The sequence below is a fragment of the Rhizobium sp. B21/90 genome (assembly GCF_019355815.1).
GTDB classification, from domain to species: Bacteria; Pseudomonadota; Alphaproteobacteria; order Rhizobiales; family Rhizobiaceae; genus Rhizobium; species Rhizobium rhododendri.
In genome coordinates this window covers 65933-87420 of the sequence record NZ_CP072166.1, presented here as the reverse complement: position 1 = coordinate 87420, position 21488 = coordinate 65933, and the positions used below count along the sequence as shown (strand labels likewise).

The window sequence follows — 21488 nt, the reverse complement described above, 5'->3', positions numbered from 1 at the left end:
TAATCCTATGCGTGTGCCGACGAACCAGAGCTGGCAGCTCCAAGAAGGTCTCGCTGTGGATCCACAGGTGGTGTGACGAAGGCATCACCATCAACACCGTGGTCTTTGAGGAAGGGAGCTTCCTTGAGCTTTTCCCGAAGACCGAGCATTCGTTTTTCTGCTCTACGAATGAAAGTATTGTAAGTTATCGGGATGATTGTAACGCGCCCGTCCCATTCGGTTCGATTGCCGCCCTCGGCGATATCGATCTTCGACCCAAGGATGTAACAGGTTGTGACGGCCGCTTCGTTCAGGAGCCCCTTGCTCCTAAGCTCCTTCACATACCTCCACGCCTGATCCTTCTGTTCCGAGCCTATGCCCACACCAGGTTTCTTGATCTCGGCGACGACTAGGCGTGACACGCCATCCACTTCATGTCCGATATCATGCGCGTCGCGGCTATAGAGCCCGACGCTTCCGTCAGGGAGCATCACGAAATCGGGCCGCTGCCTGCTACCGCTTTCAGTCGATCCGAATATTTTGCGAATGACCTCCGTCATGCCTTTGTTACTCGTGAACTCGAGGCTCTCGAATTCGGGACCGAAAACCCACAGCGATCGCGCGAACAGCGGCTGCAGGTCGCCGACTTCGTCCATGGTTTCATCGCGAAGCTTTTTATCTAGATCTTCGATTAACTTCAGGCGAGTCTGAATCTCATCGAGGGCGTCCTTTGCGAGCCTGAGTGTCCAGTCGTCTAGGAGATCATACAGCGCATCGAGATCGCCCGGCTCAAGCTCATTAAGCTTCCCGAGCAGACTGAACTTAGACGTGCTCAATTCGAGATTGGCTAAGATACTCGCGACCTTTCCGACCTCCTCCGTCGAGATCGAGGGGCAATTATCGATCACCTCATCCACGAATTGATTCCAGCGTTCGCGCCCAACGGGAGGCATTCGCCGCACCGCCCTGACTAGCTGTTGCTTGACCGAAAGTTTTGCTTCACGGCGACGATCAGCAGAAAAGGTGGAAAGGTACTGCTTGATCTGCGCATGGACGGCCAGCCGCGTGGCCTGCCATTTCTGGTCATCGGGCAGGAACCCGCTCCAGTCCGCCTGCACCGCATTCTCGAGGATATCTGCCGAGACGATAAACTGGAAACGCTTTGCTTCGGTGCTTCGGCCGTCCAAGACACGCTCATGGTCGAAACCAACCCAGCCCGGATTTCCAACCAACCGCGAGTTCACGCGCCATGCGATGCCGTGCTGCCTCGTGGTGCGATCTGCTTTCTGGCTATCGATCATGACGATCTGGACCGCCCCGAATCCGGGAACGTCGACATCGACCTTCTGGATGTTGCGGGTCGGGATGTCGTCGAATGAGACCAAAGTTCCGTCGATTGTAACGACGAAGTTTGGGTCGGCGAGAAAGCGCGTCCCGATGATTTCGCGGGCTGTGTCCGCGTCCATGGAAGTGCCGTCGGAGGTGGTCGCCACTATCTCCGTACCATGACCACTGACGTTGTCGCGTGAACTGATCACCGTGACGTCAAATGGCTGGGTCAAGCCGCGACGAACTTCGTAGACCGTTTCGACACCGTCCCGCCACGTGCGTACACGATAAGGATCGGAGAATTTGAATGCCGCGTGGCGGCCTTTACCATTTCGACCATACGGGATTCGGGGAGCGGACTCTGGCAAATCAGCCGGCGGCGCCGACTTGGTGCCCTCGTCAGCAAGGCGATTGTAGTCAAGGGTCTTCCAGCGTCTTTCGAACTGCGCCGGCGTCATCCCTTTCCCGTTGTCGGTAATGGAAAAGGGGATCTCCTGACTGCGGTTGGGCCAGACGATATCCACCTTCGTCGCATAGGCGTCCCAAGCATTCGCGGCAAGTTCAACGATAGCCACTGCGGGATCGGAAATGATCGGCCCGGCGTATTTGTCCAGGAACCGGTCATCGAACAGGATGCCCTGGCTTGATCTTTCCGTATCCATGGTGCTGTCCCCTTTATATTACACCGAATTTCCGTGCGACGCTTTTGGGCCATGGCGCTGGCTAGCGTCGGCCTAGCTCGCGGGCATGCACCCGGCCTGAGAAATTTCCATGCCTCGTATCACGACGCATAATAGGCAGGCTCTACATTCTTCCGCCGGCGAAACATCTCGGCCCCTTCTCATTCCGGTCCCTAGAATCCACGACGGCCAATTACGGCGAGGATCTTCTCGTTAATAGCCCTTCTTTTTTGAAGTTGCAGAGCCGATAGGTTTCGCTTGGCCAAAGTGTCCTGTGAAAATGTGTATTCCCAAGTATTGAGTTGACCGCGTTCGTAAAAGAAAGCGATCGCATCGGCATTCAGGCTTTTGGTGATGTCCTTTCGGATACGTTTGATCGCGGTGAAAACCAGATCCGATCTGAGGCCAAGGAAGCGCTTGACGCATTGATTACCGACCTCGGTGCGGCGCTTCGTTACACTGTTGTGAATTTCGCAGATTTCAACAATCGGGAAATGCCCACAAATACAGGTTTCAGGGTCGTCCGATTCATGGATGCCCACGAGGCTCCACTCTTTCCGAGCAACCTCCCAATCGGTCGCCAAGCTAAGCGCGAGAATACGCTCTTTCAGTTGTTTGAAATTGTAGCCATCACCCATCTCTTTCCCTCGCCGCTACAAAACCTTCAGTTCCTCTAGATCGCTCGTGGTCTTGGCGATGATCTTCTCATAGCATTCGTCGCAACACCGTTTCGAATCCGAAAACCCAGTGCCTAGTTTCGGGATCTCAATGCACTTCGTGCCCGATAGCAACGTATCTTCACAGCGATAGCATTTGCCCTTACGCAACACGTCGACCCTGCGTGGCCGCCCATTGGTGCCGCCAATGAGCGATGGTGTCGGCCCTCTAGGTATTTTCTTTGTCATAATCAGACTTTGCCTTTCGGACACGGCGGGCCAGCGTTTGCAATAGATCGTCTAGATTATCGAGTATCTCCCGGAACTCTTCGATCGATGCTTCGCCCCGATCTTTCCCAAGACGCTTGTTAATCTCGTGATTGACCATCGTCAGTGCCGAGATAAAATTCGTTCGCCCAGAGAGCTTGAGCGAGCGGTACTTGTAGGTCAGTTCCGTTCCATTCACATTCAATTCAACATGATTAAGCAGCAATGTTGCCAAGCGCTTTGACTGTTCGTTGAGCCTTTTTCTCGCCTCTTCCCACTCCCGCTGGGGCTGAACAAGAAACGGCGCCGTCGGCTCCTGTTTGCGCAACGGCGATTTGAGCGCTCGCTTGACCATTTCTTCGACTTGGCTTGGATCAAGCCCTAGCAGTTTGAAGCGCTCGCGAATGTCTTCCACAATCTGCGCATCCTCGAGACTGGTGAAATCCTCCTCCCAAAGCGAATCAACGATCTCGCCATGGACGACGACGTTTTCTCCGGCGCGGAGCCGTTTCGTTCCATCCAGTATCTCCTGCGAAACCTCCGGTTCCTCTCCACCGATCACCTTGTCCCAGAACGACTGGTCGTCATTCTCGAAATCCTTAAACTCCTTCAGCCGCTGATCCAAATTCATGCCGAGATGCGTAACGATGTGCCCCATATTGTCTGGGTGTGTAGGATCGTTCTGCACCACCACACGCATCACTCGACCGACGAACTGGATGTATGGTGCGAGCGTGCGAAACGGCCTGAAAATGGCGGCTACGCTCAGTTTTGGGTGGTCAAAACCTTCGCCGAGCATCTGAACTTGGATGATACAATCGAGCGTCCCATTACGCAGTGCCGCCAGGATGTCGGCCTGTTCGTCGGAGGATTGCTTGCTGTGTATCACATCGGCCGTGAAGCCGCGCTCCTGATACAGTGAGCGGATTTCCTTCGCGTGATTGATCGAGCACGCGACCGCGATGAGCTGATGTTGTGTCCCACTCTGTCGAAGCTCCTCGAGCTTCTGGAGACTGCTGTCGACGATATGCTGGTTGCAGACCCGCGCCAGAGCGACGCCACGGCTGAACCAATCCTCTTCCTTAAGCTTCTCGACTTCGGCGAGTGTGTAAGTTCTTCCGCCCTCATCGGTGAAGCTAAGCTGGATTGTCGATGGCGCGACGTAGCTCGCCTTCAGTCGCTTGATGTAGCCCTTCAAAGTCGCGTTTCTGAATGGGTACCGGAACACGAGTTGGCCGTCCAACTCCTGGCGATCGCTGCGAAACGGTGTGGCGGTCAGCAAGACAACCTTCGCTTTCGGGAACCTCTCAATGACGCGCTGCCAGCTTGCCGCAGCACTGTGGTGGGCTTCATCGACGATGATCATGTCAAAGAAATCATCGGGGAACTGCGTCAACCACTTGTCCACGTTGGTAGCAAGCTGTTGCACATTCGTGATCACCACGTGCGACTTGGAAGCGACCGTAATGTTCCCGCTATCGAGGGTCGTCGCAAGGGGACCTGAGATCATCTGATCTTGGCTCAGCACTGCCGCTTTCCGCCAGAAACACTTTTGACGGTTGGTGATGTCCATCGCTTCATACAAGCCGTCACGTATCGTCAGATTCGGCGCGATCACGATGACTCGGCCCTCTGCCAGGCCCAAAGGTAAGATTGTCGCTAGGCCCGTTTTGCCGCACCCGACAGGTATCTGCAGTATCGCCTTATTCTTGCCAGCTCTGAAAAATTCATATGTTCGAAGATAGCCTTCCCGCTGCGGGTCGCGCAGGTTCTCGTTCCCGTCGATCTTGAATTCCAAGTCGAGAAAGAATGCCTGCAGCGGGCGACTAGACCGAACCCAGGCGTCCAGGCCCGCTTTCTCGAATGTCCACTTTTTACCCAGCTTACGTGCCGGGATCTTGCCCTCACGTGCCAACGCGTAAAGTGCAGTCTTCCCCATGCTGAGATAGGAAGCAGTATCTTCGAGCGAAAGCCAAACGGTCTCATCTACCATATTCAAATCCATTAATTGATAGATAACGATACCAAACGGCAGATAACATGTCAAATCGCAGATGCCGCCTTAGCCACCCACGTCTCGCCCCCGCGTGGCAATCAGCGCCATATCCGGTTGCCAGCAAATAGGTATGGTATCCATCGTTTCGACAGTTCGTCTGCGTGGGACACGACAGATTGACGGTGAGATTGAGAATCAAATTCTTCGACGCGGCTATCAACAAGGCTGTCTCCAACCAGCACCGTTGGCCTCACAACCCAATGGCCGAGGTTGAGGATCACCATTTTGAGACCAACATTTCGTCTTCAACAATTCGGGAAACAGGCCATCCAGGTATCTATAACCCAACGCCCTTTACGCCAGCAGTCTCTTCGGCGCAAAAGGGCGGGCCGAATGGGGTTGCGTCTAGGGCTCGCCAGAACGAGATGTCGCAACAACAGATACGAAAACGGGGTCGAGTAAGTTCGCTAAATCAAAACTGACGTCATTGAAGCAAAGTCGGAGCCAGCGGGTGCACCGGTAAGATAAAGATCCCTCAAACGCGCGTCGCGGCTCCTTCGCAACATGTCGTCGTGCTCTTTTTCTTTATGCTGAGCGATACGAGCCGTAGCGGGGTCCGCCAGCATCCGCTGCACGACCTGAAGCGACGCTTCGGGACGCGCAAGATGGTAGGTGTAGTCGATAGCACCCAGACGTAGCGTTTCGTCGAGTACCAAAAGCGCCCCGGGTCTAACGACATCGGGACGTTCAACGATATCGAGCCCTAGATCGATTTTCATACCCTCATATTCCAGCCATCCATGAGAGATCATAATGTCGTCGGTTCCGTCGTTTACATACCCGACGACAGCTCGTGCGGCGATGCCGTGTGTCTCTTCAAGATATTTCTGAAGGGTCATCGTCAGTTGATAACAGGCTCCGGTGAAACGCCTTGGCAAAATGAAGCGGTCGAAAAGATTGATTGCCGCGGTCGCAACCGTCTTGGCCGGACCGTGGTGACGATCCAGGAGGCGTTGCTTCAAGCTGTTATAGAATTGCGCACGTTGTTTTGCCTGCCCCATTTGTACTCCTTGCCGAACAGATTTTAGGCAGGGAACCCACAACGGAATTCCCGGCCGTTGAAAACCAATGCTATCAGTCTACGCAAATTTTACTTAGCAGGTCGCGGAAATAGCGCCGATTTTTCCGCCGATCCTGGCTAGACGGCTCGAAGGCGGGCTGTGATGAGGCTTTTTCAGCGGCCTTGTCGGCCCATTTTGTCGTAATCCGCCGTCTTTCGGCGGATTACGGGCGCGATTATGCCGTCGTCAGCAGCTTTGGAAGCCTCACCAGATTATAAGCGGTGGCTGTCAGGGTGAACATCCAGCCGACGCGATCCTTTCCGCGATGGCGGGTCTTGCGCATTCCGCCGCTGGTCTTGGCCCAACCGAACACTTCCTCGATGCGCTTGCGAATGCGCTGACTGACGGCGTAACCGAGGTGATGGGTGGTGCGACCGTCGATGGCCGACCGTCGGTTTGTTGTGTTCTGGGCGACGTGTGGGGTCACCTTTGCGTCCCGCAAGGCGGCCACGAAGTCGGCCGTGTCGTAAGCTTTGTCTGCGGCCAATGTGATGCGATGACGACCATCCATGCGGCCCACCATATCCAGAGCTGCCTCGCGTTCTGCTGTTCCACTCGCATGGGTCAGCGTGGCATCGACAACCAGGCCGTTGCGGTTTTCCATGATGACGTGACCCATGTGGCAAAGCTTGGCCGCCTGGCCACGGGCCTTCTTGTAAAGCCTGGCATCCGGGTCGGTGGTCGACGCGTGGGTAGCGTTACTTCGCTTCTCGCCGTGGAAATCGCGCTCGGAGTTGCGTCCCACAGCCTTTGGCGGCTGTTTGCCTTCAGCGCCAGAGCCGCTGTCGTCGGTGTCGCCACCATCTATGTCGTCCTTAGGCTTGAAGCTCTTCATGCTCGCCCAGGCTTCGATCAAGGTGCCGTCTACCGAGAAGTGCTCGTCCGACAGCAGCGCCTTCACCCGCGGCTGGCCCAGCAATGCGGCCAGAAACTTGGCGGCGATGTCGCCCGCCAGAAGCCGCTCACGGTTCTTGGTAAACACCGTGACGTCCCAGATCGGCGCGTCCATCGACAAGCCGACGAACCATCGAAACAGCAGATTGTAATCCATCTGCTCCATGAGCTGACGCTCCGAGCGGATCGTGTAGAAGGCCTGCAACAACAGTGCACGCAGCAGCTTCTCCGGCGGGATCGAAGGGCGGCCGATCGCTGAATACATCGCCTCAAAATCTGGCGACAGAACTTCCAGCGCTTCATCTACAATGGCACGGATCGGCCGCAGCGGATGGTTTGTCGGAACGCGGGCTTCGCAGCTCACATAAGAAAACAGTCCCGCCGTCTGGTTATCACTGCCGCGCATGTCATGCTCCCGCCGACCAATCACTCAGCAATGGAATCATGGCAGTAGGCTCGCAGCAAGCGCCTTTTTCCGCAGCCTGTTAGTCGTAACTGATTGTGCTTCCACAAAAATTGCAAGACCTGCTTGTGTTTCTATGACGCTTCCTCCAGTGTCAGGTTGTGGTTCGGGGGAGGTACAAGTGGCTTCAATTCGTATTTCGCCTTACAAATCAGTTCGGCCGGCGCCGGCAGATCTTCCGGCAAGCCTTCGCGAGTATATTGACTACCGCAAGTCCGGTCTCAGCTTGAACCATATCGTTGGATGCCCACTCGACTGCGGCTACTGCGTCCGTCATCTGTTCGACAATTTCTCCATGAAGCGGCCACATCTGATCGTTGAGGACGAGGTTGCGGTGGAATCTCTAGTAAACCACTGGGCCTTCCGGGCACACACCACTCCGATCCAGATCTTCAATCGCGCAACCGATCCATTCCTCCCCGGAGTGAAACAACACCTGTTCAACACGCTCAAGGCTCTGGATCGACGCCGTTTGACGAACCCGGTGCTGGTGATCAGCCGATGGAAGATCGAGACTGACGATGTCGAGCAGCTCGAGTCGCTCGAACATTTGCGATTGACAATTCTCGTAACCTGGTCGGGCATTGCGGACGAAAGAGTTGAGCCCGTCTCTTCTGAAATTGCTGCACGAAGCCTGGAGGTACTGGCCAAAACCGCGTTTCGCACGAAGAAAATACTCTATTGGCGGCCCATTATCGCTGGCTTGAACGACACGCCGGAGCACCTCTCATCAGCGCGAAAGCTGGCGCGACTGGCTGACGCGACCGTGTTTACCGGGCTGTTCTTTCGCGATGAGATACGCACCTACTTTCGCGATGTCGGAGTTCCCGATCTTTATCATGCCGTAGCGAGACGCAAAATCATGCCGGAGGAGACGGAAAGGCGGATACTTGCCTATTTCGAGGGGCTTCCGATCTTCAGAAAAACCTCTTGCGGGATAGCATTCGCCCATGGCGTCGCCGATTTCAACGGGCATTGGGGCATTCGTGAAATCTGCGAGATTTGTCCCGAGGTCCAGCGCGAGATCTGCGCTCACCATCATCGAAAGCCAGCGCTGGACCAAGTCCGCGATCTCGCCCGTTTGGTTTCCTTGTCAACCGACCACATCGAGATTTCAGAACATCACATCGAGGTTGATGGAAGCACTGAGGCACAGCGCTACTTCATGCAGCATACACTGAACTTCCAAGTCCATGATCGAGCGCAGCCGCATCGGAAGCATCGTCATGGACGAGCAGAGATTGGATGGGAATGACCTGGGAAAAAGTCTGGGTCGTCGATGTCGAGGGCAACGGAGCGACCCCTGCTGAAATTGTCGAGATTGCGTTGCTGGAGCTGATCGAACTGCAGCCCAGTGGACGGGCGTTTCACTGGTTGATCAAACCTCAAGAGCCGATCAGCCCTGTCGTGACTCGAATTCATGGAATAACCAACGCCGATGTTGCAGAAGCCCCCAGCATAGACGACATTGCAGAGGACATTCTCACCTGGACCGGCGGCTCAGTGATTGTCGGTCATAATGTCCGGGTCGAGCTTGATATCATAAACCGGTCGATCCCAGACTGGATGCCATCTGCGGCGATCGACACTCTGAAACTCGCGCGGTCTCTTCGGCCAGGGCTTGAATCGTATGGCCTGGAGAAGCTCGGAGCAGCTTTAGGACTGTCTGCTGAAGCCGGGCGCCGGACCGGTATGAAACATCATTCGGCGCAGTTCGACGTCGCTCTGACCGCGCTTCTTTTCAACAGTCTTCTTGAGCCCCTGGACGCAACGTCTCGCGCGATGCGAGCTCGCGACGCTGACATCCTCTTCAATGCGCAGGATAACCTATTATGAGTCAAACGAAGGTGAAAGTTGGGATTGCGGGAACCCATTCAACCGGAAAGTCAACCTTTCTCGAGGGATTGAACAGACGTCTATCGGACAGAGGCATTCGCACTGGTCGTGTCGGCGATCTCGCCAAAGCCGCCAGACACCGTGGTTTTCCTATCCTGACGGCGCATAATTTCGAAAGCACGCTCTGGATCATGGCAGAAGGCATGAAGCAGGAGGCGGAAGCTGCGCTTGTGAACGACGTCATCCTGGTAGATCGACCTGTCTTCGACGCGCTTGGTTACCTTCATGCGGCACTGGAGATTTCGGGCCGCTCGTTACCAGAGGGCAAACTGGAAGAATTGCGCGTGATTGCCGAGGCGCACGCGGTTGACTACGATCTGCTGATTATGACCGAGCTTGACCCAACCATTCGCCTTGGCGAAGGCCGTGATGGGAACCAGGATTTTCGGGTGGCTGCCGGCGAGCATATTCGCGCGATCGCTAGGGCAGGCGGGCTGGCTCCGGCTATTTTAACCTCCCAAAACACCGACAAGCTCTTGGACGAAACCTATGACAAGGTCATCGCCCTTCTCGCGCAGACCGGACGATAGAGCGAGATGACGCGGCAGCACCGCGTATTGTTAAAGTTGAGGAGGCGGGAATGTCGGAGTTTGTGAGCAAGGTTATAAAGGATCCAATTCATGGGTTTATTGATTTCAACGGCGATCGAGAGAATGATCTCAAACGCCTCCTATCGGATCCTTTTTTTCAACGCTTGCGCCGGGTGAAACAATTAGGTTTTTCCGACTATGTCTTCCCGTCCGCTACCCATTCGCGGTTCGCTCACTCATTGGGGGTCTACAAAATCGCAAAGCGGATGCTTGCGGTCATTGAGCCTGATGGAGCAGCAGGGAATTGGTCTCCAAAAGCCGAGGCGTGCCTTGCGGCGGCCCTTTTGCATGACGTCGGCCACGGCATGTTTAGCCACGCCTTCGAAACAGCGATGGACTTCTTCCTCTCCCGCAATCAGCTTGAAGGCGATTCTGCTATGGCGTTTCAGGCGGCGGTCGATCATGAGAAAGTCGGCCAGAAAATCATCATGGACTCGTCGGTGAGCGAGGCGTTGACCAAATTTGGGGGTGCGCAATTGCCCTCGATGGTCCGGGACATCATCAAGAAAACGGATGAAAACTGCATTTACACATCCGTCGTTTCAAGCCAGCTGGATGCCGACAGGCTCGATTACGCAAAACGCGACGCTTACTTTGCCGGCGTTTCCTCAGGTGGCATAGACCTGGATTGGCTGTTACGGAATTTCAGAGTTGGGGAAAATGGGGACGCCCGTTTTCTCTACGTTGACAGCAAGGCTTACATTTCCCTTGAGCAGATCACGGTGACACTCTTCCAACTTTACCCCACCATTTATCTTCATAAGAAGACCAGGGGGCTGGAGTACATGTTCGCATTGCTGCTGAGCAGGGTGTTCGAACTCATCGCTGCTGGTGATATCTCAAGAGCTGGATTGACCGAAGACCACCCGCTTGTGAGGTTTTTCCGAAATCCGGGAAACCTGGAAAACGCCCGTCTCCTCGACGATACGCTGTTCTGGGGCTCACTCTATCAGTTCCGGGAAGCGCCGGATCCGTCAGTAAGCGATGTCGCCACCCGAATTTCTGATCGCAACATTTTCCCAATGATAGATGTCTGGAAAATCGCCGACGAAGTCATGGCCCTGCGATCGACCAAATTGGACCTTGCGGCGCCTGCGCGCGTAGAGCGTATTGGTGCCATTTGTGACGCGGTAGCGAAAGAGATCCAGGAAGATCCGGCAATATGGAGCAGTGACTGCTACTATGACAATGCCGGCCGGCAGATTTATAAACCGATGGGTATCCGCGGTGGCCATCCGCAACAGATCAACGTCAGCGTCGAAGGACAGGTTCTCGACATTGCTTCCATCTCACCGATTGTCGCAAGCGCAGCATCCTTCAAAATCCATAGGATCTATTACGACGACCGCAAATTCGAGCGCGCGGACGCGCTGAAAAGATCCATCCGAGACCTCGTCACTGCGCATTTGACAGAAATGGAAAGCTAGAGGTTGGGCTGAATTTGAAGATTGGCAATTTGGGGGAGGCGCATCCTCGCACACACCTTGAAAACTCGCTAATTCGACCCTATACTAGGGGCCGAATTAGCGAGGTAAGAATGGAAATGTTGACAACGGCTCAGGCGGCGTTCGTTCTTGGAGAACCTCTCGATAACTTCAAAAAGGTTGTTGAGCGGTCGCCGGTGAAGCCCGATATGGTGAAGAGAGGAGGACGGAGGATTCGACAGTTCGGTACCGCCGAGCTTGTGTTTCTGCATGCTTATGACGAGCTGAGACAGGCATTCACGCCGAAAATTCAGTCGGAACTTTACCATGCCCTGAAATCGACCGTGAACGGCCGACACGAGAAACTCGTGACATTTGGGAATCATCGATACGACATTTCCAGCCACGTTCGTGACGTCGAAAAGAAAGTAAAAGAACTTGATAGGCTGAACGCGCAGATCGACGCTTCGGGGAAGGATGCGTTGATCAGGGGTACCAAAATCGAGGCCCATCGGATTGCAGCGCTTCTCGACGCCGGGGCTTCGATCCCTCATATCCTGCAGGACTATCCAAAGCTCACGGAGTCTCAGATCACCGCTGCAAAGTTTTTCGCAGAGGCTCATCCAAAGGCAGGCCGACCATACCCACGGCAAACCGCGAAAGCCGCAATGCGAAACGCTGATCTCAGCGCGTTGGATGACCTAGATTGAAATACCTGCTGGACACGAACGTGCTGAAGGAACTCAGCCGACCGACGCCTCATGTGAACGTCGAAGCTTGGCTTTCGAAGGTCGATGACATCGATCTTGCCATCAGCGTGATCTCTGTGCGTGAAATATCCAAGGGCATTGAGAAAAAGCGCGCATCCGATGAGGGGCTTGCAAATAGACTTGCCGAGTCGGCGAAGCGGATATTTTCCGCCTACGATGATCGTATCATCGCGATCGACGAAAGTATCGCGGTCGTCTGGGGAACTCACCTCGGCCGCAGTGACAAGAACGTCGATGATGTGGGCTTGGCTGCAACTGCAAAGGTGCACAATCTTGTCGTCGTCACCAGGAACGAAAAGGATTTTGCTGGACGGGAGGTGACAATCCTGAATCCCTTCAAGTCCCCTGCGAAACTTATTCCTTCTCTGTGAGCTGGCTGGAACATGATCTATGTGAGAACCGGCTGGGCCAACAACCTGCCCGTTAGCTGAGGAAACGTTTCAAACACCAAGAAGACAGGGGAAAACTGTTGTTGCGGCACGCGTTATACTTGTGCTGTCGCAAATTCATGCCATTACTTGAGATTGGTAGGGAGACGATGCGTGAGTGGGCAGTCCGACAAGTTCAGTGCGGCGCCGGCGGCCGCCGGATACTTGTATCAGGCGAGGCTCGCGCTTCTCCTGTGCATCCCGCATCTTAATGCTGGGTCGGAGCTCGAGGTCGCGATTGAGAAGCTTGATGATATCTCCTTCGAGCAAGAAGGAGAGCCCAAGCAGCTTCTCCAGGCAAAGCATCATATCAGCAGGGTGGGCAGCCTATCTGACACAAGCCCTGACATCTGGAAAACGTTGAGAATTTGGTCAGAGCTGGCAAGCGCGGATCCTTCACTGCCGTCTCGCGTCAAGCTGGTGCTGGTCACAACAGGCAGCATTCCAGAAGGCTCTGCAGCCTCCTTGCTTCGTGCGCCCACCGAGGGACGGCATAACGGCCGGGATCCGCGGGGCGCTGCAGAAATGTTGTCCCGGGCGGCCTCGCAATCCCAGAATGAAGGTCTCAAACAAGCCTTTGCTGCATTTTTTGCGCTGCCGGAGCGGATGCGCGCCTCCCTCCTGAGCGCTGTCGAGATCGTCGACCAGCAGCCGATCGTGGCCGATATTGAAATACAGCTGGAGCGCGCGCTGCGGCTTGTCGCCCCTCCGGGCAAGGCCAGACTTGCCAGGGAAATGCTGGAGGGGTGGTGGTGGCCACGAATTTGCGCTGCATTGTCAGCCAGTACCGTCCAGTCCATCCCGCTCGGGCTTATTGAGGCGAAACTGGACGACATCCGCGATGCCCTTAAGCGTGACGCTCTTGTGGCCGAATTCGACCACGTAGAGCCGTCGGCTAATGAGTCGGATCAATATGATGCCTTCGTGTTCGTTCGGCAGCTGCAGATCATCGGCGTTGGCGGCAATCGGATTGGCTATGCGAAACGTGACTTCTACCGTGCCTTTGTCCAGCGATCAAAGTGGACCCGTGAGCATGTCGTCCTGGATGAGGAATTAGAGAGGTTCGAACGCGTTCTAGTCGAGGAATGGGAACCGCGCTACGCGGCAATGTGTGACGACACGTCCGAGGCGGACGGTGAGGATCCTCGCCTGTCGACAGGTGGGCGTGACATCTATGGTTGGGTGGAGATGGAAGCGCGTTTCCCGCTGCGGACGCTCACGTCAAAATCCTTGAACGTTGGATCATACCATATGCTTGCCAACGCGCTCCGGGTGGGGTGGCATCGCGAGTTTCGAAAACTCTGCGATGGGAAGGGCAGCAAGTGAGCAGAGAGATGGCATGGTCGGAACGGCCGGCAGAGGAAGCTGCTCATTTCAATCCGGCGTTCTGCGGTGAACTCATCAGTCGCAGCACCCGTGATTATACAGCGACCAGAGGCACACCGATTCCACTTGCGCTGACCTTTCTAATTCTTCCACTTGTACTCCATCCCGGCACCCGTAGGGCTTTGCCAAGCAAGGCCAGCACAACATTCGAATCCTGGTGTGCAAATCAGCAGGACATCCTTGTGGGGGTTCCAGAGCGGGTATTGGCGCTAAGACCAGTAACCCGCGAAGCGCTTCTATTTCTCACGCAGCTCCAGGCCTTACAAGTCACCCGAGATGGCATCTCCCTCGGTCCAAATCCTATGCGACTGCCTGCGAAACCCAAACATACGACACTGGAAATCGAAGAGATCAGAAGAAGGGCCGGCCTAGTTGGCCGCTGGTTTGCGTCCCAGCCTGCCGTTGCTCCTGTTCTCCAGGCAATGGGGATAACGCTTTGAGCATGCAAATCCGAGGAATCGCAATCTATTCGAGGTCGGGCGAAAAACGCGAGACCAGCTTCAAGCTCAACTCACTCAATGTGGTGACGGGTGCATCAAAAACCGGCAAGTCGGCACTCCTGGACATCGTGGATTTCTGCTGGGGCCGTGACGAATGCACGGTCCCCCGCGGCGAAATTCGGAACGGCGTCAGCTGGTTCGCGGTCCTGTTCGATCGAGCCGGCGAAGGCATCCTTGTCGCCCGGCATAATCCTGGCCCGTCGGGCAATGACGGTGACGAAATCTATTTTGAACGCAATGTTGAAACTTTCCCCGAGACGCCAGCGGGATTCATCAAGAACATGACGGCGGCAGCGCTCAGGAGCAAAATGAGCGGTATACTTGGAATTGCTGAGAATCTTTACGATCCCGAGCCAACGGGAGCGAGGCGTCAGGTCGAGGCTTCGGCCGGGCAAGCTATCTTCTATTCGCTACAGGCCCAGGATGAAATTGCAAGCCGACGCCTGTTGTTTCATCGACAGGGCGAGACCGGGATCGCTCAGGCCATTCGAGATACATTTCCGTATTTCCTTGGCGCCATGGGGGAGGACTATTTCCTCAAGAAGAAGCGGCTCGACGATGCGCGCTTCCGATTGCGAAAACTCGAACGTGAACTCACCGAAGCTCGGGCACTTGCAAACGAGGCGTCCGGAACGGCGCTTGCGCTCGTCGCGGAAGCCCGGCGCGTCGGGCTGCTGGACGTCAATGCATTTGCGGAAACCCCGGATACAGCGCGCGAACTGCTACAGCAGGCCGCCGTGCCAAGGACGCTGTCGTATGCGACCCTCTCTAATCCGGAAGCGGATCTCGCCGACCTTGAGGACCGGCGTCGGGTGCTGCGTTCTGAGCTTCAGGACCTCAGAGAGGAGGCGAAGCAGCTTAACCGACTGATGCGCGACGCATCAGAGTTCGAAAAAGAGGCCGACGAGCAACGCGTGCGGTTGGCTTCCATCGAGCTTCTGGTCACCGCGGATGGTTCACACGATACCTGTCCCCTGTGCGAGAGCCATTTGAAGACGTCTGTCCCGACCGTCGATGACATGCGCCAATCGCTCTCTGGCCTGGATCTGCAACTACGGTCAGTACGGAAGGATAGCCCGAGGGTTCAGGTGCGCATCACCGAACTGGAGACGATGCGGACGGCGCGGGAAGTAGACCTGGAAACGGTTCAGACCGACATCACCACCCGCATCTCCGACAACGAGCGCCTCAGGATCGAGCAGGATCAGTTTACCGAGCAGGCGCGCGTCGCAGGACGCATAAGCTACTATCTCGACAACGTCCGCATTGTTTCGGACGACAACGGTCTGCGCCTGCGAGTAGCGAGAGTGCGCGCCGAGGTGGAGGCCCTGAGCGCTGAGCTGGACCAGGAGGCGCTGAACGAACGCGTCAGCAGCGCCATCAGCGTCATCGGCAAAGATCTGACGACCTTCGCCACGGCGTTGCGCCTCGAGCACGGCGAAAACTCGCTCCGCATCGACCTGCGCAACCTCACGGTCGTTGCAGATACGATCGACGGGCCGTTGCCACTTGCACAGATTGGCAGTGGCGAGAACTGGGTCGGATATCACGTAGCAGCTCATCTGGCATTGCATCGGCTATTCCGCGCCCGGTCACGACCAGTGCCATCATTCCTCATGTTGGATCAGCCATCCCAGGCGCACTACCCACCGGAACGGGACCTCGGACAAATCTCGGGGACAGAAGACGAAGACCAAATCGCGGTGGCGCGCCTTTATCGTGTTCTCCATGACTATTGCGCCAAGCCCGATCAAAACATGCAAATCATCGTCGCCGATCATGTCGAGCTGCTCGACGACTGGTTCCGCGCGGTGATTGCCGAGCGTTGGCGCGATGGGATCAAACTTGTCCCACCGTCGTGGACGGCACAAAATGACAGCCAATGACCAGGCCTCCGGCCGAAATCACAAACCTCTGGAAGCGGCGCTTTCCAGAATAAGAAAACAGCTACCGGACCTCCGAATTCCTGGCGCTCAAGGAGGCATGCGTTCGCCAATATTCCGTCAGGATGTGTTTTGGTTTACGACTGCCCTTTGGGAAATACTACGGTCGATCGGGTGTCTTATGCTTCTAAGGGCACGCCCCGAGCTCGTTTCCACCGAGCTGCTGCGCCTGCTTGTAAGTCATCCAGAATGGCGAGGTGAAGCGGCGCTCGGCCCGCCGTCAGCCGCATCACCATCGGGCCAGGTATAAACGATGAAGCCGTCCTGAAAAGCCTGCAATTTTACCTCGAGGTCAACGGGTACGATCCCGATCTGGCGAGGAGGAGTTCGACAACTTATAGAACCGGACCAGCCCCGTCTGGCCAGGGCCCGCTTTACTTTAATCTTCCAGACGAATGCAGAGCAAAAATGCACCCGCTTTTTTCGATTACCAAGTCCGACATCAAAGCCTTGAATGATGAGCAAGCGCGCGAATTGGTAGCGCGCCTGTGCATGGCAGAACTTGAAGCTCAGAATCTTTCGCGGGCAGCGGTGACGTGGGGTGGCAATCAACGTGCCGCAGACGGCGGCGTAGACGTGGGGGTCGAATCGACGGGCTCAATGAAGGCCGGCGGCTACATCAAAGCCGCGTTGACCATGTTTCAGGTCAAGGCGGAAAAATACTCGCCTGCCAAGATCACGGGAGAAATGAGACCCGAGCCGACACGCGAGCTCCGGCCAGTCTTCGACGATATCGCAGCCCATGGCGGCTCCTACATCATCGTTTCGACCCATGAAGACGTTTCGGCGCGCTTCATGAAGGACCGGGCAAACGCAATGATCGCCGCTCTGGTAGGTTCGGGTCACGAGGGTAAAATTGCGCTCGGATTCTATGACGCCCAAAAAATGGCGGACTGGGTATCGGCACATCCAACGGTCGCCATCTGGGTACGCGGGATCTTCGAAAAACCTTTGCAGGGCTGGAAGGCATATGGAGCCTGGGCGCACGGGGAAACCGACGCCAAGGCTGAATTTCTCTTGGATGACGAGGTGCGCGTTTTCGGGGGAGGGCGCGACGGCGATGTTGGTGCGCTAGAGGCGATCAATACCCTGCGGAGCGTCAGTGAGGATACCCTGAACGTTCGAATCGTCGGCTTGTCAGGCGTTGGCAAGACGCGCTTCGTTCAGGCGCTTTTCGATGACCGGCTCAAAACATCCAACCTCGCCCTCGATGCGAACATGGCGGTTTACTGCGATTTCCAGGACGAGATCGATCCACCGCCCATGGTCATGCTGGATGCCCTCACGACGTCCACGTCTGGATCCTTCCTTGTCGTCGATAATTGCTCGGGCGCCCTCCACAGCCGGTTGGCTGCAGAGAACTCGAAACTGAAACGACTAAGGCTCATCACCGTCGAGTATGACATTCGAGAGGACGATCCGGAAAATACCAGCTTCTACAGATTAGAAGGCGCCTCACCGGAGATCATCCGCAAGATAGTGGAACGCCGCTTTCCTATCTTGAACTCGGTCGATGTATCGACGATTGTCGACTTTTCAGATGGAAACGCTCGTGTCGCCCTGGCGCTCGCATCCACGGCAACCAAGGGAGGCGAGCTTGCCTCGCTCGGCGATGAGACGCTCTTTCGTCGCTTGTTCGACCAGACGCACGGGGCCGACGGCGAGCTTATGCGTGCTGCCGAGGTGATGAGTCTGCCTTACTCGTTCGACGGTGACGACACAATGTCGACCTCTGAGCTTGCAAAGCTCTCCACGATTGCAGATGTGCCTATGCGAACGCTCACCCGGCATATAGGAGAATTGGAGCGACGCGGTCTGCTGCAGTCGCGATCCAAATGGAGGGCCGTGCTTCCTCACGCCGTCGCGAACCGGCTTGCAAAGCAAGCTCTTGCTGGAATTCCGGCGGCGGAACTGACATTGGAGCTAAATACGGCATCACCGCGACTGGTTCGATCATTCGCTCGTAGAGTAGGCTATCTGCACGATTCGAAGGTAGCGCAAGCCTTGGTCGGGAAATGGATCGCGCCAGGAGCCTGGCTGAGCGATCTCTACAATCTGGACGATTTCACCTTTGAGATTTTCCGGAATATTTCCCCCGTTCAGCCTGAACGAACTCTGCAGGCGATCGAGAACGCCTGTGCGGCAGCGACGGACGAGCAGCTTGGTTCGTCGCGATCGACCGCGTTGGCCGGGATCCTGAGATCCTTGGCATATGATGCAGATCTGTTCGATCGCGCGACAAGGGTGTTGGTGGAACTATCGCGTCTCGAACACGACCAACCTCAGCAAGGCTCAAGTCGAGAGGCCCTACGATCTCTATTCCATTGCTTTCACTCCGGAACGCATGCTTCGATCAGCCAACGGCTTGCAAACGTTGAAAACCTTATTGCCTCAACCGACGACGGTGAGCACCAGATCGGCCTGTTGTTGCTCGCATCAAGCTTATCGGACCACAACTCGGCGCACACGCTGGAGCCCGAATTCGGAGCCCGCAAGCGAGACCACGGCCTCGCGCCGAGGACTTTCGAGGAGATGGCGCAGTGGTATCGACCATTTCTTTCGCTGGCATTCCGCTTTCTCCGTGAGATCGGTGCAAACGCACGAGCTGTCGAGCTGGTCCTGGCAGAGGCGTTGCGAGGTCTTTGGACGCAACGTGGACTATGGCGCGAACTCAAAGCGGAGATCGAGGCGCTTGATCCTTCGACACAATGGGCGGAAGGCTGGCTTGCCTTACGTCGGATCGCTACTTACGACCGCAAACATTTTCAAGAAGGCGAACAGGAGGCGATTGAGGCACTTTCTTTGCGCTTACGCCCTGTCAGCCTTGAAAGCAGAATTCATGCAAAAGTGCTCGGCCGCGGGTCCTTTGGGGCGGAACAATACGACGCCGCCGAAACGATTGACGACATAGAGCATCGTCACGAACGGATTCACGAGGAGGCTGAAGAGCTCGGACGACTAGCTGCCGAAGAACCGACTCTTGTCGCCGGTCTCCTATCAGACCTATTCACCAGCCAGTCTGGTGGTAGCAAGATCTTGAGGTTCGGGGTCGGACTTGGCTCCGCCGAGACCAATCATGACTACATGGCGAGTTTCCGCGCCGTGCTCGGCCAGCTCGACCGAGCATCGGTTTCAATTGTCATCGGCTTCCTCCAGGCCTGGAAACAGAAGGATCCGCTCGAAGTCGAACGCTTCCTTGACACTTCCCTTGAGGACGATGTTTGGGGTATCAGGTTTCCGGTTCTTCAGTGCGGCGTAGGATTGGACAGCACAGGCTGCCGCCGTCTAGAGCGTTGTGTGGCCATAGGGAAGGCGCCCGCTGGCCAATTTGCGGCGCTGATGTGGGGAAGGGTCACCGACCCTCTGACAATCACCGAAATCGTCCGGTTGATCGACGCCATCGCCGGGAACGATCAGGGACGGTTAATCGCTGTAGAAGTGCTGCGTATGGTTATTGCGTGCTCTGACATCAAATCGTCCGAATACCGTGAAGAGCTCGGTGCGGCCGTGAACCATTTCCTCGCGCAACTAGAGTGGGCGAGGGTAACCGGACGTAGCGGTGTTTTCGACAGCGAACTTCAAGCCGTGATCGAATATGGCGTCCAGGCTGCCGAAACCTTCGATGACGTTCGACCTGCTTTCGAGCGGCTCACCTCGTTTGGCCGCTCAAATGCCGGGAAGTATCGCGAATTTGGCCAGTATGCAGGGCCATTTTTTAGACGCTTCCCTCGTGAAGCACTCGATCTGACATTCCTAATTGATGCCAATGGCCGATACACCACCAGCTTGAGATTGGTTGGCAACGCGCTGGGACGACATGTTGAAACGCCAGTCAAGAATATCAGTGACAGTTTCCTGCTGGATTGGGCAGGGCGGGATAGCGTCCGGCAGCGCTTCGTCGCGGAAACCTGCCGGCTCTATGAGACGCCCGATACAGACGAAGGCGATGACGCCGCCGGCCTGTCATCGATCATTATCAGCCTAATGAGAGCAGGCACCGACAAAGCGGCAATCGCAAACATTGTTTTTGCGCGCGTCGAATCCAGCTCGGGCCATGGGCCTTATTCTGCAGGATTAATGAAGGCTCGGGACATTCTCTCTGCAACAGCAACTGGCGACGCGGAGGTGGATCAGGCGGTTGCCCTTTATATCAATGATCTAAATCCACGGATCGAAGCGCAGCTCGTCGCAGAACGAGACGAGGAGAGAGATCGAGGCAGCGGAAGCTTCGAATGAGTATGCATCAGGTAGAAAAAACACAAACAGACGTTTGGGGGAGATAACATGGCAGACGCTGGGGTGTTGCAGACGTTTCTGACAGCGCTGGGTGGTGGCGTTACCGCCAAGCTTTTCGAGATCATCTATCAGGAACTTAAGTCTCGTAAGCAAAGCGCCGCCACAACGACACAGTTCTTGGATCAGCATATTGAACCGCTGTTGAAGGCAGCTGACGAGCTGGTGGGGAAACTACGGTCGCTGACCGAGGGCGACTTCAAGCCGATCTCTAAAGTTGATCCGGAAGGGGCATGGCAGGAGAACCACGAGTTTTCCTCCCTCGTCTTCCTTTTCGGGCGACTATGGGCGCAGGTCGAAACGGTGCGACATCAAGCGCTATCCGGTCAATTTTCAAGCAACGATCGCGGCAGGCAGATCCTTGGATTTTTTGACTGCCTGGAATCGCGGCGCGTGCGTATAGTTCCGCGTATTATTCAAAGAGCGGTCGGTGAGGTCTTCCTGAAGGATGGGGAAATGGTGTCGTTCATCGCTTTCCATCGTCTAGTCACAAATGATGAGGAGGCGAGAAGGTGGACTGCAGACCTTGCAAGGTTTCTATCTCGCACCGAGCATACCACGGAGCGCCAAAAGCTTTTGCAATATGGGATCGTGGTGCATGCCATGATCGACACTCTCGATCCGAAGCGATTGGTCACGCGAGACCGCCCGTCGTGGAGTAACAAGCTATCGTTTCGATCGTGGAAGGACTTGAAGTATCGGGTATTTAACGTCTACCTAGACAAAGTCCCCGATCGCCAAAAATATTTAGGGCCGTCCAAAAGAACGGCCCTGAACAGGAGAGGGGAAGGCGGTGCGAAGAGACTTTAGGAAATTCATCCGGAACGTCTGTTGGACCGCCTTTAGCTCGTCGGCACATCGAAGTGCTCTGTC

At 55.7% G+C, this 21488-nt stretch carries 16 protein-coding genes and 1 pseudogene; 11 read left to right on the top strand and 6 right to left on the bottom strand.

The features are described from left to right. Positions 1-5: 5 nt before the first annotated feature. The 5 genes from J5278_RS30010 to J5278_RS29990 all read right to left on the bottom strand — a co-directional run bounded on the left by J5278_RS30010 (position 6) and on the right by J5278_RS29990 (position 7328). Positions 6-1970 (bottom strand): ATP-binding protein, encoded by a 1965-nt coding sequence (locus J5278_RS30010; protein WP_209186759.1) that lies wholly within the window; start codon positions 1968-1970, stop codon positions 6-8. A gap of 191 nt (positions 1971-2161) precedes the next feature. Continuing rightward, positions 2162-2626 (bottom strand): hypothetical protein, encoded by a 465-nt coding sequence (locus J5278_RS30005; RefSeq protein WP_209186758.1) that lies wholly within the window; start codon positions 2624-2626, stop codon positions 2162-2164. A gap of 247 nt (positions 2627-2873) precedes the next feature. Beyond that, complete coding sequence (locus tag J5278_RS30000; protein WP_219259561.1) at positions 2874-4904, bottom strand: DEAD/DEAH box helicase; 2031 nt, start codon at positions 4902-4904, stop codon at positions 2874-2876. A 470-nt stretch (positions 4905-5374) separates the two neighbouring features. Next, positions 5375-5968 carry a hypothetical protein gene (locus J5278_RS29995; RefSeq protein ID WP_209186756.1) on the bottom strand — a complete coding sequence of 198 codons (594 nt, stop codon included), beginning with the start codon at positions 5966-5968 and terminating at the stop codon, positions 5375-5377. 235 nt (positions 5969-6203) lie between these two features. Beyond that, a complete protein-coding gene (locus tag J5278_RS29990; RefSeq protein ID WP_209187070.1) occupies positions 6204-7328 on the bottom strand; it encodes an IS5 family transposase in 1125 nt (374 codons plus the stop codon). 178 nt (positions 7329-7506) lie between these two features. On the opposite strand from J5278_RS29990, the gene J5278_RS29985 reads away from it, so the two are divergent. The 9 genes from J5278_RS29985 (at position 7507) to J5278_RS29945 (ending at position 16265) form a co-directional block, all read left to right on the top strand. Continuing rightward, positions 7507-8640 carry a radical SAM protein gene (locus J5278_RS29985; protein ID WP_257623528.1) on the top strand — a complete coding sequence of 378 codons (1134 nt, stop codon included), beginning with the start codon at positions 7507-7509 and terminating at the stop codon, positions 8638-8640. Next, positions 8631-9221, top strand: coding sequence for a 3'-5' exonuclease (locus J5278_RS29980; RefSeq protein ID WP_247749073.1), 591 nt, complete (start codon positions 8631-8633; stop codon positions 9219-9221). The genes J5278_RS29985 and J5278_RS29980 overlap by 10 nt, the downstream gene beginning before the upstream one ends. Further along, on the top strand, positions 9218-9811 hold the full coding sequence (locus J5278_RS29975) for an AAA family ATPase (protein WP_219259558.1): 594 nt from the start codon (positions 9218-9220) through the stop codon (positions 9809-9811). Before J5278_RS29980 ends, J5278_RS29975 begins: the two co-directional genes overlap by 4 nt. A 50-nt stretch (positions 9812-9861) precedes the next feature. Next, positions 9862-11298 carry an HD domain-containing protein gene (locus tag J5278_RS29970; RefSeq protein WP_209185991.1) on the top strand — a complete coding sequence of 479 codons (1437 nt, stop codon included), beginning with the start codon at positions 9862-9864 and terminating at the stop codon, positions 11296-11298. 110 nt (positions 11299-11408) lie between these two features. Further along, on the top strand, positions 11409-12005 hold the full coding sequence (locus J5278_RS29965) for a DUF433 domain-containing protein (protein ID WP_209185992.1): 597 nt from the start codon (positions 11409-11411) through the stop codon (positions 12003-12005). Then, positions 12002-12436 (top strand): type II toxin-antitoxin system VapC family toxin, encoded by a 435-nt coding sequence (locus J5278_RS29960; protein ID WP_209185993.1) that lies wholly within the window; start codon positions 12002-12004, stop codon positions 12434-12436. Before J5278_RS29965 ends, J5278_RS29960 begins: the two co-directional genes overlap by 4 nt. Positions 12437-12607: 171 nt before the next feature. After that, on the top strand, positions 12608-13819 hold the full coding sequence (locus J5278_RS29955; protein WP_209185994.1) for an ABC-three component system protein: 1212 nt from the start codon (positions 12608-12610) through the stop codon (positions 13817-13819). A gap of 8 nt (positions 13820-13827) precedes the next feature. Next, the gene (locus tag J5278_RS29950; protein WP_105436256.1) at positions 13828-14319 is read left to right on the top strand and encodes a three component ABC system middle component; all 492 of its coding nucleotides are present in this window, start codon (positions 13828-13830) and stop codon (positions 14317-14319) included. 2 nt (positions 14320-14321) lie between these two features. Then, positions 14322-16265 (top strand): DUF3732 domain-containing protein, encoded by a 1944-nt coding sequence (locus J5278_RS29945; protein WP_247749078.1) that lies wholly within the window; start codon positions 14322-14324, stop codon positions 16263-16265. A 184-nt stretch (positions 16266-16449) separates the two neighbouring features. Here the strand turns inward: J5278_RS29945 and J5278_RS31840 are convergent. Continuing rightward, a pseudogene (locus tag J5278_RS31840) lies at positions 16450-16530 on the bottom strand (ArdC-like ssDNA-binding domain-containing protein); the annotation flags it as partial. A 200-nt stretch (positions 16531-16730) separates the two neighbouring features. Here J5278_RS31840 and J5278_RS29935 point away from each other — a divergent pair. Together J5278_RS29935 and J5278_RS29930 are read left to right on the top strand one after the other, a co-directional pair. Further along, complete coding sequence (locus tag J5278_RS29935; protein ID WP_209185996.1) at positions 16731-20558, top strand: hypothetical protein; 3828 nt, start codon at positions 16731-16733, stop codon at positions 20556-20558. Between the two features lie 48 nt (positions 20559-20606). Continuing rightward, positions 20607-21425 (top strand): hypothetical protein, encoded by an 819-nt coding sequence (locus tag J5278_RS29930; RefSeq protein ID WP_209185997.1) that lies wholly within the window; start codon positions 20607-20609, stop codon positions 21423-21425. Positions 21426-21488 lie beyond the last annotated feature (63 nt).

Coding starts and splice junctions, on each gene's coding strand:
- J5278_RS30000 (WP_219259561.1), bottom strand. CDS start 4,904: ATGGTAGATGAGACCGTTTGGCTTTCGCTCGAAGATACTGCTTCCTAT.
- J5278_RS29970 (WP_209185991.1), top strand. CDS start 9,862: ATGTCGGAGTTTGTGAGCAAGGTTATAAAGGATCCAATTCATGGGTTT.
- J5278_RS29980 (WP_247749073.1), top strand. CDS start 8,631: ATGGGAATGACCTGGGAAAAAGTCTGGGTCGTCGATGTCGAGGGCAAC.
- J5278_RS29995 (WP_209186756.1), bottom strand. CDS start 5,968: ATGGGGCAGGCAAAACAACGTGCGCAATTCTATAACAGCTTGAAGCAA.
- J5278_RS29990 (WP_209187070.1), bottom strand. CDS start 7,328: ATGCGCGGCAGTGATAACCAGACGGCGGGACTGTTTTCTTATGTGAGC.
- J5278_RS29975 (WP_219259558.1), top strand. CDS start 9,218: ATGAGTCAAACGAAGGTGAAAGTTGGGATTGCGGGAACCCATTCAACC.
- J5278_RS29930 (WP_209185997.1), top strand. CDS start 20,607: ATGGCAGACGCTGGGGTGTTGCAGACGTTTCTGACAGCGCTGGGTGGT.
- J5278_RS30010 (WP_209186759.1), bottom strand. CDS start 1,970: ATGGATACGGAAAGATCAAGCCAGGGCATCCTGTTCGATGACCGGTTC.
- J5278_RS29965 (WP_209185992.1), top strand. CDS start 11,409: ATGGAAATGTTGACAACGGCTCAGGCGGCGTTCGTTCTTGGAGAACCT.
- J5278_RS29935 (WP_209185996.1), top strand. CDS start 16,731: ATGCACCCGCTTTTTTCGATTACCAAGTCCGACATCAAAGCCTTGAAT.
- J5278_RS29945 (WP_247749078.1), top strand. CDS start 14,322: ATGCAAATCCGAGGAATCGCAATCTATTCGAGGTCGGGCGAAAAACGC.
- J5278_RS30005 (WP_209186758.1), bottom strand. CDS start 2,626: ATGGGTGATGGCTACAATTTCAAACAACTGAAAGAGCGTATTCTCGCG.
- J5278_RS29950 (WP_105436256.1), top strand. CDS start 13,828: ATGGCATGGTCGGAACGGCCGGCAGAGGAAGCTGCTCATTTCAATCCG.